This is a genomic window from Brevundimonas sp., assembly GCF_004210735.1.
Classification (GTDB): domain Bacteria; phylum Pseudomonadota; class Alphaproteobacteria; order Caulobacterales; family Caulobacteraceae; genus Brevundimonas.
In genome coordinates this window covers 1-15,911 of the sequence record NZ_SDZL01000056.1, presented here as the reverse complement: position 1 = coordinate 15,911, position 15,911 = coordinate 1, and the positions used below count along the sequence as shown (strand labels likewise).

12 protein-coding genes and 1 pseudogene are annotated in these 15,911 nt (G+C 67.7%); 8 read left to right on the top strand and 5 right to left on the bottom strand.

The genetic code is table 11. The features are described 5' to 3' along the window. The first annotated feature begins 242 nt into the window (after positions 1–242). Genes fliQ through flhB form a run of 3 tightly spaced genes read left to right on the top strand, consistent with a single transcriptional unit; the run spans position 243 to position 2,339 of the window. Positions 243–506, top strand: a complete 264-nt coding sequence (gene fliQ, locus EON91_RS11735) for a flagellar biosynthesis protein FliQ (RefSeq protein ID WP_292094944.1) — start codon at positions 243–245, stop codon at positions 504–506. Then, complete coding sequence (fliR, locus tag EON91_RS11730; protein ID WP_292094941.1) at positions 506–1,276, top strand: flagellar biosynthetic protein FliR; 771 nt, start codon at positions 506–508, stop codon at positions 1,274–1,276. Before fliQ ends, fliR begins: the two co-directional genes overlap by 1 nt. Further along, positions 1,269–2,339: a flagellar biosynthesis protein FlhB gene (flhB, locus tag EON91_RS11725; RefSeq protein WP_292094939.1), complete on the top strand. Its 1,071-nt coding sequence runs from the start codon at positions 1,269–1,271 to the stop codon at positions 2,337–2,339. Before fliR ends, flhB begins: the two co-directional genes overlap by 8 nt. A gap of 16 nt (positions 2,340–2,355) precedes the next feature. Here flhB and EON91_RS11720 read toward each other — a convergent pair whose 3' ends face one another. Then, positions 2,356–5,631: a hypothetical protein gene (locus tag EON91_RS11720; RefSeq protein ID WP_292094938.1), complete on the bottom strand. Its 3,276-nt coding sequence runs from the start codon at positions 5,629–5,631 to the stop codon at positions 2,356–2,358. Positions 5,632–5,875: 244 nt separating this feature from the next. Between EON91_RS11720 and cckA the strand changes: the two genes are divergently transcribed. Next, the gene (cckA, locus tag EON91_RS11715) at positions 5,876–7,918 is read left to right on the top strand and encodes a cell cycle histidine kinase CckA (RefSeq protein WP_292094936.1); all 2,043 of its coding nucleotides are present in this window, start codon (positions 5,876–5,878) and stop codon (positions 7,916–7,918) included. 6 nt (positions 7,919–7,924) lie between these two features. On the opposite strand, the gene EON91_RS11710 is transcribed toward cckA, so the two are convergent. After that, positions 7,925–9,073: a DUF1176 domain-containing protein gene (locus EON91_RS11710; RefSeq protein WP_292094934.1), complete on the bottom strand. Its 1,149-nt coding sequence runs from the start codon at positions 9,071–9,073 to the stop codon at positions 7,925–7,927. A gap of 11 nt (positions 9,074–9,084) precedes the next feature. Further along, positions 9,085–9,180, bottom strand: coding sequence for a DUF2945 domain-containing protein (locus tag EON91_RS11705; protein WP_292094933.1), 96 nt, complete (start codon positions 9,178–9,180; stop codon positions 9,085–9,087). Positions 9,181–9,436: 256 nt separating this feature from the next. On the opposite strand from EON91_RS11705, the gene EON91_RS11700 reads away from it, so the two are divergent. From EON91_RS11700 to EON91_RS11690, 3 genes are all read left to right on the top strand, one after another. After that, entirely contained in the window at positions 9,437–10,657 is a 1,221-nt protein-coding gene (locus EON91_RS11700; protein ID WP_292094931.1) for an NADP-dependent isocitrate dehydrogenase, read from the top strand. 269 nt (positions 10,658–10,926) lie between these two features. After that, complete coding sequence (locus EON91_RS11695) at positions 10,927–11,490, top strand: DUF2939 domain-containing protein (RefSeq protein ID WP_292094930.1); 564 nt, start codon at positions 10,927–10,929, stop codon at positions 11,488–11,490. 71 nt (positions 11,491–11,561) lie between these two features. Further along, positions 11,562–12,098 (top strand): DUF2939 domain-containing protein, encoded by a 537-nt coding sequence (locus EON91_RS11690; RefSeq protein ID WP_292094929.1) that lies wholly within the window; start codon positions 11,562–11,564, stop codon positions 12,096–12,098. 196 nt (positions 12,099–12,294) lie between these two features. Here EON91_RS11690 and alaS read toward each other — a convergent pair whose 3' ends face one another. Then, positions 12,295–14,940 carry an alanine--tRNA ligase gene (gene alaS / locus EON91_RS11685; RefSeq protein ID WP_292094927.1) on the bottom strand — a complete coding sequence of 882 codons (2,646 nt, stop codon included), beginning with the start codon at positions 14,938–14,940 and terminating at the stop codon, positions 12,295–12,297. A 121-nt stretch (positions 14,941–15,061) separates the two neighbouring features. On the opposite strand from alaS, the gene EON91_RS11680 reads away from it, so the two are divergent. Further along, on the top strand, positions 15,062–15,433 hold the full coding sequence (locus tag EON91_RS11680; protein WP_292094926.1) for a DUF393 domain-containing protein: 372 nt from the start codon (positions 15,062–15,064) through the stop codon (positions 15,431–15,433). Positions 15,434–15,590: 157 nt separating this feature from the next. Here EON91_RS11680 and EON91_RS11675 read toward each other — a convergent pair. Further along, a pseudogene (locus tag EON91_RS11675) lies at positions 15,591–15,911 on the bottom strand (DNA recombination/repair protein RecA); the annotation flags it as partial.

Genomic DNA, 15,911 nt, shown 5'->3' with positions numbered 1-15,911 from the left:
GAGTCGGTCATGGGGCGCTACATACCTCTCCCTCCCCTTCATGGGGAGGGTGGTCGCGAAGCGACCGGGTGGGGAGGGCCAGGTGATGCTGGGCTATGGCTGATTTGCTCACCGCCCCCACCCGTCTGACGCTGCGCGTCAGCCACCCTCCCCATGAACGGGAGGGAGAATCCGTTCGTCCTAACCTCTCGTTAACCATGCACCCGGCAATTTCGGCCCAGTTCCCGGGAGCGTGATTTTCAATGAACGGCGCCGAAGTTCTGGATGTGGGTCGTGACGCCCTGTGGCTGACGATTCAGCTGTGCGCGCCTGTGCTCATCGTCGGCCTGGTGGTCGGTGTCAGCATCGGCCTGTTCCAGGCCCTGACCCAGATCCAGGAACAGACCCTGATCTATGCGCCCAAGATCCTGGCCATCTTCGTGTCGCTGCTGCTGTTCCTGCCGCTGATGGGCGCGCTGCTGGGTGGCTTCATGCGCGAGATCGCGGCCCGCATCGCGGGCATGTAGTGGAATCCTACGCCACCGCCGATCAGATCTGGGCGGGCGGGCTGATCTTCGCCCGGCTGGGCGCTGTGCTGCTGATGCTGCCGGGGATCGGCGAAACCTATGTGCCGCCGCGCATCCGTCTGGCGCTGGCGTTGCTGCTGGCGCTGGTGCTGTGGCCGGTGGTGTCCGGCGCCCTGCCGGCCCTGCCGGCGACCGTGGGCGGCATGGCCGGCTGGATCATCCGCGAGGTCGTGACCGGCCTGATGATCGGCACCCTGTTGCGCATCTTCACCTCGGCCCTGTCGACGGCGGGCGAGATCGTGTCCCTGCAGACCACACTCAGCTTCGCCCAGACCGCCAACCCGTTGCAGGCCCAGCCGGGCACCACCATCGCCGCCTTCCTGATGCTGCTGGGCACGACGCTGATCTTCGCCACCAACACTCACCATCTGTTCATCGCCGGCCTGGTCGGGTCGTATGAGTTGATCGCGCCGGCCAAGCCGCTGATCATGCAGGACTTCGCCACCATGGCGGTGAAGACCGTGGGCGACAGCTTCATGCTGGGCGTCCAGCTGGCGGCGCCGGTGCTGGTGTTCGCCCTGATCTTCAACCTGGCGTCGGGCCTGATTGCCCGGGTCATGCCCCAGTTCCAGGTCTTCTTCGCCGCAGCGCCGCTCAGCGTCATTCTGGGTCTGTCGGTCTTCGCCCTGTCGCTGGGCGTGATGGGGACCGTCTTCATCGACCGCTACCGCGCCCTGGCGCGGGTCTTTGCGGGAGGGGCTGGTGGCTGAGGGCACAGATCCCGAGTCCAAAACCGAAGACGCCTCGCCAAAGAAACTTGAGGACGCCCGCAAGAAGGGCGACGTCGCCAAGTCGCAGGACGTCGGGTCGACCCTGGCCCTGATGGGCGCGGCGGCGGTGATCCTGATGGCCGGCGGCGGCTTCGCCACTTCGATGGCCGAGGACCTGCTGCCGTTCATTGCGGCGCCCCACACCATGACCGGCACGCTGGAGGCCGGGGGCGGGGTCGAGATCGGAGCCCGCGCCCTGTGGGCCGCCGCCCCCTTCATGGGCGCGGTCATGCTGGCGGTCATCGTCGGCGGCGCGGGTGGCAACCTGGCCCAGTCCGGCCTGATGTTCACCGCCGAAAAGCTGAAACCCAAATGGTCCAAGCTCAGCCCCTTGCAGGGCTTCAAACGTCTGTTCGGTCCCGACGGCCTGGTGCAGTTCATCAAGACCTTCATCAAGCTGCTGGCGGTCGGGGCGATCTGCTGGGCGGTGCTGAAGCCGCACACGCGCGAGCTGGAGAACATGGCCGCCATGAGCCCGGCGATGATCCTGCCCTTCGCGCGGGATCTGGCCGTGTCACTGATGGGCGGGGCGCTGGTCTTCCTCGCCTTCACTGCGGGCGCCGACTACCTGTGGCAACGCATGAGCTTCGCCAAGAAGATGCGCATGTCCAAGGAAGAGGTGAAGGAGGAGTACAAGCAGTCCGAGGGCGACCCGCACGTCAAGGCGCGGCTGAAACAGATCCGCGGCCAGCGCAGCCGCCAGCGGATGATGCAGAACGTGCCCAAGGCCACGGTCATCGTCACCAACCCGACCCACTATTCCGTCGCCCTGCGTTATGAGCCGGGTGACGCCGCTCCCGTCTGCGTCGCCAAGGGCGTCGACGCCCTGGCCCTGCGCATCCGCGAAGTGGCGCGCGAACACGACGTGCCGATCGTCGAGAACATCCCCCTGGCCCGCGCCCTCTATGCCGTCGTCGATATCGACGAGACGATTCCGAAAGAGCATTTCGAGGCCGCCGCCAAGGTCATCGGCTTCGTCATGCAGAAGCGCCGGCGGCGCTGAGGGGCCGCCGGCTCCGTCATTGCGGCACCGCGACCACGCCGCCCTGCGAGCCCTCCTGAGCCCGGAACCGGACGGCTCTGACGCCCGCCGACTGGGCGTGGACGCGGCGCACCCTCAGGCTTTCTCCCGGCGCCAGGAACCCTGCATCGGCCATGGTGGTCCGGCGTGGGGCGTCCGGCATATAGAAATTGCCGTCTGCGTGGCGCGCCTGGCCGTCCGCGCCGTATACGACAGCGGACAGTTCGTTGATCAGAACACGGACCCTGCTGGACGCGATGTTCTTCAGGCTCATCACGCTTTCCAGATTGCCGTCGGCGCCGCGTTCGACCTTTTCCAGGGTCACCTCGAATTGCTGGAGCTTGATCGGCCCGTCCGTGATCAGGTCCTCGTCCTCGCCGGCTTTTGCGGCAGAGCGTTCCGACCCCAGGCCCGCCAGTTCGATGCGGGCGATTTCCGCACTCCGGTTGGAATCGCGCACGATCACCCGGACCGGCTTGACGGTAGCCGGGACGTTGGGGAAGACCAGCGTCATGCGGGATTCCTCGTCCTTGTGCAGCCAGACTGTGGCGATCATCCGGTCGTCGGCGGAGTCGCTATAGAAGCTGCCGTCGGTGCGGTATTCGACCCCCGCCTCATCGATCAGGAAGAAGGTGTTGTCCATGTACTGGATCCCCCTGCGTTCCGCCTGAAGGTTCCGTGCGGTCAGGCCGACCTCGACGCGGGGGCGATCCCAGCCATCGCGCGAGACGCGCGTCATGTCCGGACGCAGGGCCAGGAAGCCGCCCTCGATGAATCCTTCGGGCGTTCCCTTCGCCGCGGTCCCGGCCCCGGATGCGGCGCCCTTCACGCGTTCGCCGATATAGGTTTGCGGCGGCTCGTCGGCGAGGTTCGCCCAGGCGGCAGGGCCTTCAAACCGCGATGCATCCTCGTTGAAACGAACGTTCAGATTGAACCAGGTGGTGCGACCTCCGCCCAGGTCCCGCAGTGGGCCCCGCAGAGAGCCGTCGGCGAAGAGCTTCAGGCGCATATGCTCGCGGTTCTGCAGCTGCTGACTGCCACCGGTTCCGATCAGTTCGTCGCCTTCGACCTGCAGTGTCAGGATGGTGCCGCGGTTCGTCTGGTAGCGCCCCTCAAACCGCCGCAGTTGATCCAGGTCGTTGACCACGTCGGGAACAGGCGCGACAGGCGCCGGGCCGACAGTGCCGTCAAGGTTCAGCCTGTCCAGTTTGAACTGTTTTTGCTGCCCATCGATCAGAACGGCTGGATCGTTCGGCGAACGCGAATGCTCGATAATGGTGATGCTCTGCACCAGCCGCTGCCGGACCGGGTCGCCGACATCGAATGTCAGGCGCACCGTGACGCGACCCTTGTGCGGAATAGGAACCGCAGCCGGATAGTGCCAGTCCGGCGCCGTCTGCGCCGTATGCACCGCCTGCATGCTCAGTGGCGATACGCGTCCCGCACGATCAACGTCCAGCAGCGCGCGGAACGGGGTCCTCAGTCCTTTATGGGCGAACTCACCGGTCGCGTTGATGAAAGGCGTGGCTGCGCCACTGTCGTTGCGGAAGGTCATGGTCACGGCGACCTGCCGGCCTGCCGCCTTGTCGTACTTCACCTCATCGACGCGCGCGGCCCAGTTCTTGTCGATCAGCTCAAAACCGGTGTCGTCGGGGGGCGTCAGAGGGGCCTGATCCGGCGAGGCCAGAACAGTGTTGTCCCCGATCTGGTGCAGGAACAGGTTGCGCCACGCCTGGCCGTCGCCGCGGGCCAGGAAGGACGAGTTTGTCGAGCCATGCCAGCCGTTGCCGCCATCCAGTGACGTCAGGAAGCCCAGCATGACGTTCTCATACGGAACCCCGGCGGGAAGGTCGGGCGCGTCGATGCCCTGCGTTCTCATCACCGCCAGCAGATCGCGCATGCCCTTTTCGCTCAGGAAGAGCAGTTTGGTCATCTGGATCGTGTTGAACGCAGGCGGGAACCGGTCGGAGTCGAAATGGGAGCGGCCGTCCAGCTTCAGCACGTCGCGGTCGAACGCCTCTCGCGTGATCAGAGCGGCGTTCGGGCCGCCGCCAGGCGCGTTCATGACCCGATCAAAGTGGGTGGCGGGGTCGGTCAGATAACCCTTCAGTTCCTCCACCCCCATGCCGGTGGCTTGTTTGAACATATAGTCCAGCAGCGCTTCCTTGATCTGGTCGATGAAGGGCAGGGGAATGTCAGGCAGGATCGCGCCAAGGGTGTTGACGATGAATTTGCCCGTCGCGACGACGGCGTCAGGCGCGCCGGCCATGCTCAGCACATGGTCGACGACATAGCGCATGGCCACTTCGTCGGCCTTGGCCATGTCGGCGTGACCGCTGGGATTGTAAATGATCGCGTTCGAGATCTCGTGCGACACGCCGGGCAAGGCTCGAAGCCCGCGGTCGATGTCGGCGACCCAGGCGCGCTTGTATTCGGCGACCGGCCCGTTAGCGGTGGAATAGGCGAGACGGGCGGGACCGCGCCGCTCCATTCGTTCGCGATCATAGCGATCGACGTCCTGCTGAAGACCGTTGCGCAGCTTCGAGAAGATATAAGGGAGCGAGGTTTGTGTGGCGCCCTTGAGCAGCCGCCCTTCCAGCACCGATCCTGGCGAAGCCTTGATCATCTCATGATAGATGAAGTCCTCGACGCCCTCGATGCTCGTCCGCGACACGGTTCGGTTGGTCTTCTGGCCGACATAGCCCTCCAGCACGACGTGCTTGGCCGCGTTGCGCGGGTCAGGCGCGAACGAGAAGTCACCCCCGGCATAGTGGTTGACGAAGGTGTGCATGAACATGTCGCCGGCGGCATGGGTCAGGTAGCCGGCGACGAAGGCGCGCACGGCGGCACTGTCCCTGCGGAATCCCATGCCCCCGGGCATGTTGCCCAGCGCGTCCTGGATCCGCTGCTCTGTGGGGGTCAGGGGCCGATAGGCCTTGCGCCACAGATAGGTCAGCCAGGCGTCGCTGCCACGCGCGCTGGACGGTTCGAGCCGCGAGGGGTCTGCCGGCAGGCTGTGGCTGCCGCTGGTGTGAATGATCTGCTGGCCCGTCAGGAGGTCCGGATAGGCGTCGGGACCCACGACTCCTGCCAGATATTGCTGCGGCTTTGACTGCAGGGCGGCGAGAATATCGGGATTGACCTCGAAGTCGCCGAACGACTGCAGCACGCGCCCGGTGGCGTAGTCGGTGCGATAGATCCTGACCTTGCCGTCCAGCGCGTCCTGCATGGCGATGGTCGCGAAATAGACGTGCGAATTCGGCTTCCAGGCCAACGCGGGGCCAGCCAGTGGAATCAAGAGACAGGCGATGACGGTCGCCGCCACGATCTTACGAAAACGCGCACTCAACGACATCGCGACCCCTCCGGCCAACAGCCACCATCACGGGGATGGCGCCACGCCTTGGGGCGAAGAAGGCAAACGCGACCAAGCTCGGGGATTCTGCGACCAAGCGCTCCGGCGCAGCCCTTTCGCTGGAAAGGCGTATGCTGCCGTGCTGATTCGCGCGCGAGGTCCCATGACAACGGCATCCCGTCGTTCCCTGCCGTTCGATCCTCTGCTGATCGTGATGTGCCTTGGCTTCGTCCTGGCCGTGGGGGCCATGGCGTGGCCGGCCTTCCGGGCCGATCCGCTCAGCGCGCCGGGGCTGATCCTGATCTTCGCTGCCGGGGCCGTGGCCCTGATCGGGCTGTTCGCCTTCGGTCGCACTGAAACGAAGGCCACGCCCAGCGGCGACGCTGCGGTCGAAATGCTGGACGCCATGGCCGAACCCGCCGCCCTGGTCTGGGCCTCGGGTCAGGTGCTGGCCTTCAACGCCGCCTGGGCCGAGGAGAACGGCGCGACCACCGCCCTGCCGCGGGGCAAGTCGAACCAGGCGCTCTACATGGCCTTCGCACAGGCGCGTCAGGGGCATCAGGGCCGCGCCATCGTCGTCATCGGCGCCCGTGAGATCGAGGTGCTGATCGGTCAGGCGGGCGCGGGTCGCTTCCTGGTTCGCGCCGCGCCCGAGGCCGCCATGCCCGTGGCCTCGGCCCCCACCGCCCCGCCGCCGGGCGCGCCGGGCGAGGCCCGCGCCATGGCCGCCGGCGCGCCGTTCGGCTCAGCCGTCATCGGCGGCGAGGACCTGTTCGCCGGCCGGGCGGAAGAGCCGAACGCCGCCCTGTCCGTCCTGACCGGCCCCGCGGCGGCCCGCGACGCCGCCTTCGGCCATCTGTTCGAACCGAACGGCGTGGCCGAGGCGCGGGCCCGGCTGACGGCGGGCTCCACCGGGCCGATCGAACTGGTCGCCCGCGCCCATCCGGACCGGATGCTGCACCTGTATGTCGCGCCCGAGGGCGAGAAGCGCCGCGTCTGGCTGTTCGATGTCTCGGCCCAGAAGTCGATGGAGCTGCAGCTGTCGCAGGCCCAGAAGATGCAGGCCGTGGGCCAGCTGGCCGGTGGGGTGGCGCACGATTTCAACAACCTGCTGACGGCGATCCAGCTGCAGCTGTCCGGCCTGCTGGAGCAACACCCGGTCGGCGATCCCTCATACGAGGGGCTGAACGAAATCCGCCAGACCGCCATTCGCGCCGCCGATCTGGTGCGCAAGCTGCTGGCCTTCTCGCGCAAGTCGACGGTGCGGCGCGAGCGGCTGGACCTGGGCGAACTGGTCGGCGAGTTCGCCGTCCTGCTGCGCCGCCTGCTGCGCGAGGACGTGCGACTGGAGACCGATTACGGCCGCGACCTGCCGGTGGTGCTGGCGGACAAGAGCCAGCTGGAGACGGCGGTTATGAACCTGGCCGTCAACGCCCGCGACGCCATGCGCGGCCATGTCGAGCCGGGCGCCGGAATCGTCACCATCCGCACCCGCCGCCTGACGGACGAGGCGGCCCGCGCCATGGGTTGGCTGGACGCACCCGCGGGCGAGGTGGCCCTGATCGAGGTCGCCGACACCGGCCCCGGCGTGCCGACCGAACTGCTGGACAAGATCTTCGAACCCTTCTTCACCACCAAGGCGGTGAACGAGGGCACCGGCATGGGCCTGGCCACCGTCTATGGCATCGTCCAGCAGGCGGGTGGCCATATCGCCGTGGTCAATCTGGAGGGCGCCGGCGCGTGCTTCCGCGTCTTCCTGCCGGCCGCGACCGAGGCCGATCTGGTCGAGGTCGCCCCGGTCGAGGTCAAGGCCAAGGCCCCGCGCGACCTGTCGGGCGCCGGCCGCATCCTGTTCGTGGAAGACGAGGCCGCCGTGCGTGGCATCGCCGCCCGCCTGTTGCGCCAGCGTGGCTATGAGGTGATCGAGGCCGCCGACGGCGAGGAGGCCCTGATCCTGGCCGAGGAGCATGCGGGCGAAATCGACATGATGATCTCGGACGTCATCATGCCCGGGCTGGACGGCCCGTCCCTGCTGAAAAAGGCCCGACCCTATCTGGGCGACGCCCCGGTCATGTTCATCTCGGGCTATGCCGAAAGCGACTTCTCGGACCTGTTGCAGGACGAGATCGGCGTGTCCTTCCTGCCCAAGCCGCTAGACATCAAGACCTTGGCCGAACGCGTCAAACTGGCCCTGCGGCCGGAGTAGCGCCGCCTATCGCGTGCGCCAGCTGGTCGGCCACAGATCCGCGCCCATGCCCCAGCAGTCGCCCATGGACTTTTCTTCCTTCAGGGCGAAGGCGCGACCGGTCCAGGTCCAGGTCTGGATCACGCCGCAGTCGCCGATGCCCCGGCCGCGCGGGAAGTGGCTGATGGTCCGCGTCGCCGGGTCGTAAACAGGATTGGTCAGCCAGTCCTGTTCCCCCTCGGTCAGGCCGTGTCCGCGCCAGGTAGGGAAGGCGGCGGGGTGGGGGTTCGCGCCGCCCGGCCCGGTCAGATACAGGGCATAGCTGACATTATAGGCGCCCGCTGAGCAGGGTACGCCCCACAGCTCGGTCTGCGGACCCAGCCGCGCGGCCATGACGGCCTTCTGGACCGTAGGAATTTCGCTAGTCGCGGCGCGGCATTCCCGGGTCGACGGCAGGGCCTCGAGCGCGGCGGGCAGGGCGATGTCCGCCGTCTTTCCGTCACCCTGCAACGGGCCGTTGGCGGCGCCCAGTCCGCCCTGGGCCACCGCGGGCGCGGCCTCGATCAGGGGCAAAGCCTGGGCTGGGCGCGCCGAGGCGGCCGGGCGGGCGCCGCGTCGGATCATCGCATCGGTGGTGTCCAGCCGGCCCTGCCGCTCGTCGATCCACAACAGGGCGGCCGTGGCGCCGGAGGCGGAGATTTCGGGCCCCTCGTCCATCACCGAGAACCGCACCTCGCGCGCGCCGGCCAGACGGGTCAGCGTCGCCATGACGGCGGCGGCGGGCACGGCCAGACCTTCGGGCGTGTGGCGCATGTCCACCGCCTTGCCGTCGAACGTCAGGGCGGCCGAGGGCGGACCCTCTTCGCCATAGGCGGGGCCCTGACCGGCCAGGATGACCGGCGCAGCGCCCGGGCCCGCGTCCCGCCGCACCATCACCCAGGCGCCGATGTCCGACCCGGCGTAGGCGGCGCAGCGATTGCCGTTGTCACAGACAGCGCGCCAGTCGCGGAATTCGCGCGTTTCGGGCTTCAGGGCGACGACAGGCGTGATCCGGGGCGCGGCCATCGCCGTCGGCTGCCCGCCGGTCGCGGGCGCGGCCGGCGCCTCATCCCCGCCACACGCCGCCATCGTCAGGGCCACCGCCGCCGCGCCCATCCGCCAAGCCCTGTTTGTCATCTTCGCCCTCGTCACAGTGGTTTCAGCGCCTGCGGCCGATGCGCCGCGCGGGCGCCCGTCTTGTCGCTTTCGACCAGATACTCCGGGTTTTCGGGCGAGGCCGCCACCTCATGTCGTCCAATCTGCGTCGGGTCGGTCAGTTGCGGACGACCTTGCCGGACGACCGGCCCTGGCTGTGCGTCCAGGCGACCCGGTCGCCCGGCTTGAAGGTCTTTTCGGTCATCGTGCGGCTCCGTGTGTCAGGCTCCGCGCTTCCAGCGCGCCGGTGCGACGCCGGTTCCCGGCTTCGGGGTTTGCGCGGCGCCGCCCGGAGGCTATACCCCCGCCACGATTTCCCCTCCCGCACACGAGACAGAGGCGCACATGGCCAAGATCAAGGTCGCCAATCCCATCGTCGACATCGACGGCGACGAAATGACCCGCATCATCTGGAAGATGATCAAGGACAAGCTGGTCTTCCCGTTCCTGGACCTGGAGCTGGACTACTATGACCTGGGCATGGAGCACCGCGACGCCACCGAAGATCAGGTGACCATCGACGCGGCCGAGGCGATCAAGAAGCACGGCGTCGGCGTCAAATGCGCCACCATCACCCCGGACGAGGCCCGGGTGAAGGAATTCGGCCTGAAGAAGATGTGGAAGTCGCCGAACGGCACCATCCGCAACATCCTGGGCGGCGTCGTCTTCCGCGAGCCGATCATCTGCCAGAACGTGCCCCGTCTGGTGCCCGGCTGGACCCAGCCGATCATCATCGGCCGTCACGCCTTCGGCGACCAGTACAAGGCCACCGACTTCCTGATGCCGACCGCCGGCACGCTGTCGATCAAATTCGTCGGTGAAGACGGCGCGGTCATCGAGCACGAGGTCTACAAGGCTCCGGGCGCCGGCGTGGCCATGGCCATGTACAATCAGGACGAGTCGATCCGCGAGTTCGCCCGCGCCAGCTTCGCCTACGGCCTGGACCGCAACTATCCGGTCTATCTGTCGACCAAGAACACCATCCTGAAAGCCTATGACGGGCGCTTCAAGGACCTGTTCCAGGAAGTGTTCGACGCCGAGTACGCCGACCAGTTCAAGGCCAAGGGCCTGACCTATGAGCACCGTCTGATCGACGACATGGTCGCCTCGGCCATGAAGTGGTCGGGCGGTTTCGTCTGGGCGTGCAAGAACTACGACGGCGACGTCCAGTCGGACACCGTGGCCCAGGGCTTCGGCTCGCTGGGCCTGATGACCTCGGTGCTGATGACCCCGGACGGCAAGACGCTGGAATCGGAAGCCGCGCACGGCACCGTGACCCGTCACTATCGCCAGCATCAGAAGGGCGAGGCCACCTCGACCAACTCGATCGCCTCGATCTTCGCCTGGACGCGCGGCTTCAAGCACCGCGCCAAGCTGGACGGCAACGCCGAGTTGATGACCTTCGCCGAGACCCTGGAAAAGGTCGTCGTCGACACCGTCGAGGCCGGCTTCATGACCAAGGACCTGGCCCTTCTGGTCGGCGATCAGCAAGGCTGGCTGGACACTGAAGGCTTCCTGGACAAGGTCGCCGAGAACCTGACGGCGGCTCTGCCTAACGCAGGCTGATCTAATCCTCCACTGCGCAGCGGGGGGCGGCAAGGGACGGTCGCGAGCAGCGACCGTCCCTTTTTTCTTGCCGTCATCCTCGGGCTTGACCCGAGGATCGGACCATCCCCCACCTCAACGTCGGACAGGGTTAGCGCCGCCCCGCTCGATCCTCGGTTCAAGCCCGAGGATGACGGCGAAGGGCTGGGCCGATTCCCCTCGGCGGGGCTTTCGTTTGAGCGCGCGGCCAAGTCGTGCATTGTGCCGGAACGGGACGTGGAGGGGCGCGCGTGAAGACAATCATCGGACGACTGTTCGTGGCGGCGCTGGTCATCGCGGCGATCAGCTTCTTTTCCGCGCCGCTGGTGGCCTTCTTCGCCCTTCGGTCGGCGGCCGAGGCCCAGGACGTGGCCGGGCTGGCTCGGCTGGTCGACTTCGGCGCCATGCGCCAGTCGCTGCGGCCCCAGCTGAGCGGCCGCCCCGCCGACCTGGCCCCGCCGCCGTCCTTCATGGAAGACCCGATCGGCGCCATCCAGAACCAGCTGCAGCGCAATCCCATCGTCCGCGCGCCGGACGTCGAGGCCTATCTGACGCCGAACGGCCTGTCGGGCCTGACCAACGGCGAGGGCAGAGCCGCCGCCGCGCCGCCGCTGCCGCCCTCGGCCACCGATCCCGACGCGGCGCATAACCCCTTCCCGCAACCGCGCTACTGGGGCTTCAACCGCGTGCGAATGGGCGTCGCGGGCAGGGATGGCGGCGAGACGCTGTTCACCTTCGAGCGGCGCGGTCCGTTCGAGTGGAAACTGGTCCATGTCGGCCTGCCGGTCGAAGCGCCGTCCGCGAAAAACCCCTAGGCGTCGTAGGGAAATTGCGGCAACCCTTGGCCGCATCGTTCGCGTAGACGGACGCGAAACAGGGCGGACGGATGAGCAAGACAGTCAAGGCGATCATCACGGCGGGCGCGCTGGCCGTGGCCGCCCTGTGGGCCGCCGCGCCGGTGTTTGCGGCCCAGAGCCTGGTTCGCGCCGCGCGCGCCGGCGACCAGACCGACCTGCGCCGCCTGGTGGACTTTCCCGCGTTTCGCCAGAGTCTGAAGGACGAGCTGAACGCTCATCTGGTGGCCCAGATGCGCGAAAAGACGGGCGACAGCGCCTTGTCCGGCCTGGGCATGCTGCTGGCGCCCACGGTGGTGTCCGGCGCGGTCGACGCCTTGATCACGCCCCAGGCCATCAGCGCCATGGTCCGCACCGGCGAGGCTCCGACACCCTCGACGGTCCTCAAGGACGAACCGTCCGGGGCCGATCGGTCCGAGGTGAAGCTGGGCTACGGCTACCGTGACCTGAACACCTTCGCCGTCACCCTGACCCGCGCGGACCGGCCGGGCGAGCCGGTGGTCCTGCTGATGGAACGCCGCGGGGTCGTGGACTGGAAACTGGCCGGGATCGACCTGCCGGAGGCCTGACACCGCCTCTCCCTCCCCTTTATGGGGAGGGTGGTCGCGCAGCGACCGGGTGGGGAGGGCGAGGCGCCATATCCACCATGCGAGCAGATCAAGGCCAGACCGACGGCTGTTTCGCCTTGCCGCCCCCACCCGGCTTCGCCCGTGCGGGCTCAGCCACCCTCCCCGAGACGGGGAGGGAGAGGTTGCGTCGGTCCTATCAGCCTCTCAGCACGTTCCGCACCGCATCCAGACCAGCCTCAGCCTTGGAGCCGTCCGGGGCGCCGCCCTGGGCGAAGTCGGGTTTGCCGCCGGCGCCCTGGCCGCCCATGGCGAGGACCGCCGCGCGGGCCAGGTCGGCCGCATTGACCGATCCGACGATGTCGCTGGTCACAGCGACGGTGACCGCTGCCTTGCCGTCCGTCACGCCGATCAGGGCGACCACGCCCGTGACGACCTGTTTGCGGAAGTCCTCGGCCACGCCGCGCAGGCCCTTGCCATCGACGCCGTCCAGCACGCGAGCGATCAGCTTGACGCCACCCACCTCTTCCGGCGCGGCGGACGCGCCCGAACCGCCGCCCAGCGCCAGTTGCTTCTTCAGGTCGGCGACCTGCTTCTCCAGCGCCTTGCGTTCGGCGGTCAGAGCCTCGACCCGGGCCGGAACCTCGGCGGGCTGGATCTTGAAGCCCTGGGCCAGCGACCGGGCGACATTGGCCTGGGCCAGCAGATACTGGCGCGCGGCCTCGCCGGTCAGAGCCTCGATCCGGCGCACGCCGGCGGCGATGCCGCTTTCCGACACGATCTTGAACAGGGCGATATCGCCTGTGCGGTGCACATGGGTGCCGCCGCACAGTTCGACCGAATAGGGCCCGTCCCCCGACAGGGCCTGGCCCAGCGTCAGGACGCGGACTTCCTCGCCGTACTTTTCGCCGAACAGGGCCACGGCGCCCGCCGCGATGGCGGCGTCGGGCGACATCAGCTCGGTCGTGGCCGGGACGTTCTGGCGGACGACGGCGTTCACCTCGTCCTCGATCCGGGCCAGTTCGTCGTCGGTCAGCGGGGCGTTGTGGCTGAAGTCGAAGCGCATGCGCTCGGCGTCCACCATCTGGCCCTTCTGGGCGACATGCGGGCCCAGCACATTCTTCAGCGCCGCGTGCAGCAGGTGGGCGGCCGAGTGGTTGGCGCGCGTCGTCGGGCGCGAACCCGCCTCGACCGTCGCCGTCACCGTGTCGCCGACCGTCAGGGCCGCGCCTTGGCCGATCTGGACCGCATGCACGAACAGGTCGGCGTGCTTCTTGGTGTCCAGAACCCGGCCTTCGCCGTTGGCCCAGACGAAGGCGCCCTTGTCGCCCGCCTGACCGCCGCCTTCGCCATAGAAGGGGGTCTGGTCCAGCAGAACCTCGACCGTGTCGCCGGCCTCGGCCGCATCGACCGCCACGCCGTCCTTCAGGATGGCGACGACCGTGCCCTCGCCGGTCTCGCTTTCATAGCCGGTGAAGCGGGTCACGCCGTGCTGGTCGCGCAAGCTCAGCCAGGCCCCGGCCGAGGCCGTCTGGCCCGAGCCCTTCCAGTGCTCGCGCGAGCGGTCGCGCTGCTCGGCCATGGCGGATTCGAAGCCGTCCACATTGACGCTGAAGCCGCGACGCCGCGCCTCGTCCTGCGTCAGGTCCAGCGGGAAGCCATAGGTGTCATACAGGGTGAAGGCGGTCTGGCCGTCCAGCATGTCGCCGGGCTGGAAGCCCGCCACCGCCGTGTCGAACAAGGCCATGCCGCGGCCCAACGTGGTGCGGAAACGGATTTCTTCCTGCTTCAGCGTATCCTCGATGAAGGGTTGGGCGCGCTTCAGCTCGGGATAGGCCTCGCCCATTTCCAAAACCAGGGTCGGCACCAGACGGTGCATCAGCGGATCGGACGCGCCCAGCAGGTGAGCGTGGCGCATGGCGCGGCGCATGATGCGGCGCAGGACATAACCCCGGCCCTCGTTCGACGGCGTCACCCCGTCGGCGATCAGGAAGGACGACGACCGCAGGTGATCGGCGATGACCCGGTGCGACGGCGCGCGCTCGCCCTCGGCCTTTGTGCTGGTCAGCGCTTCCGAGGCGCCGATCAGGCTCTTGAACAGGTCGACTTCATAGTTGGAGTGGACGCCCTGCAGCACGGCGGCGATCCGCTCCAGCCCCATGCCGGTGTCGACCGACGGCTTCGGAAGGTCGCGAACGATCTGGTCGTTCTCCTTCTCGAACTGCATGAAGACGTTGTTCCAGATCTCGACGAAGCGGTCGCCGTCCTCGTCCGGCGAACCGGGAGGGCCGCCCGGGATGTGATCGCCGTGGTCGTAGAAGATTTCCGTGCACGGGCCGCACGGGCCGCTGTCCCCCATGGCCCAGAAATTGTCGGCGGTCGGGATGCGGATGATCTTGTCGTCCGCGAAGCCCGTGACCTTCTTCCAGATGTCGAAGGCCTGGTCGTCGGTATGATAGACGGTGACCAGCAGGCGGCTGGGGTCCAGGCCGAACTCCTTGGTCAGCAGCCGCCACGCGCTCTCGATGGCGTGATCCTTGAAATAGTCGCCGAACGAGAAATTGCCCAGCATCTCAAAGAAGGTGTGGTGACGCGCGGTATAGCCGACGTTGTCCAGGTCGTTGTGCTTGCCGCCCGCGCGAACGCATTTCTGGCTGCTGGTCGCGCGCTTGTACGGCGGGGTGGCCGCGCCGGTGAAGTAATCCTTGAACGGCACCATGCCCGCGTTGACGAACAGCAGCGTCGGATCGTTCTGCGGCACCAGCGGCGCGGACTGCACCTTCTCGTGGCCGTCGGCCGCGAAATAATCGAGGAAGGTGGAGCGGATCTGCTTCAGGCTGGTCATGAGAGTCTGCGCGCGCACGAGGGGAGAAGGAAGCGCGTCATATAGGGCTTTTGCCCGAAACGCATCACCCCGGCGTGATCACGGGCGCCAACGGGGCGGGCCGAAGGCGCTATGATCGGGCATGGCCACGCTTGATGTCTATTTCGACGGCGACTGCCCGATGTGCCGGCGCGAGGTCGCCCTGATGCGACGGCTCGACCGACGCGGGGCGATCGCTTTCCACGATGTGGCCATGGGCGAGGGCGTCTGTCCGATCGACCGAGCCGAGCTGCTCAGCCGTTTCCATGCGCGGGAAGGTGGGGTGATGGTCACGGGCGCCGAAGCCTTCGCGGCGATGTGGCGCGCCATTCCCTTGCTCAGGCCCTTCGGCCTGATGGCCCGAAACCGGCGCGTGCTGATGGCGATGGAAAGCCTTTATGTCGGCTACCTGCGCATCCGCCCCCGCCTGACGCGCCTTCTCGGCGGACGCGGTCGACCCGGCCCCCTGGGCTGAGGGCTCGCGCGGCTGTCTGGTCAGCCTGAGCCCGATAGCCAAAAAAATAGGCCGCCCGACGCGGGGTCGGGCGGCCTGCTCCTTCCGGCGGTCCGCGGGGTCGGTGGCGGGTCGCGGATCGGCCGGAGGAAGTCCGGTGTGAAGAGTTCGAAGAGGACTAGCCCTCCAGGTCCTGGCCCTCGTCGGGTTCGGGCGTGCCCAGCAGATCGTCGGCGATCTTGTTGGTCGAGGCGCGCACGGCCTTTTCGATGTCGGCGGCCATGTCCGGATTGGCCTTCAGGAAGGCGCGGACGTTCTCGCGGCCCTGGCCGATGCGCGTCGAGTCATAGCTGAACCAGCTGCCCGACTTCTCGATCACCCCGGCCTTGACGCCCAGGTCGATGATCTCGCCCAGCTTGGAGATGCCCTCGCCGTACATGATGTCGAAGATGACCTCGCGGAACGGCGGGGCGACCTTGTTCTTGACCACCTTCACGCG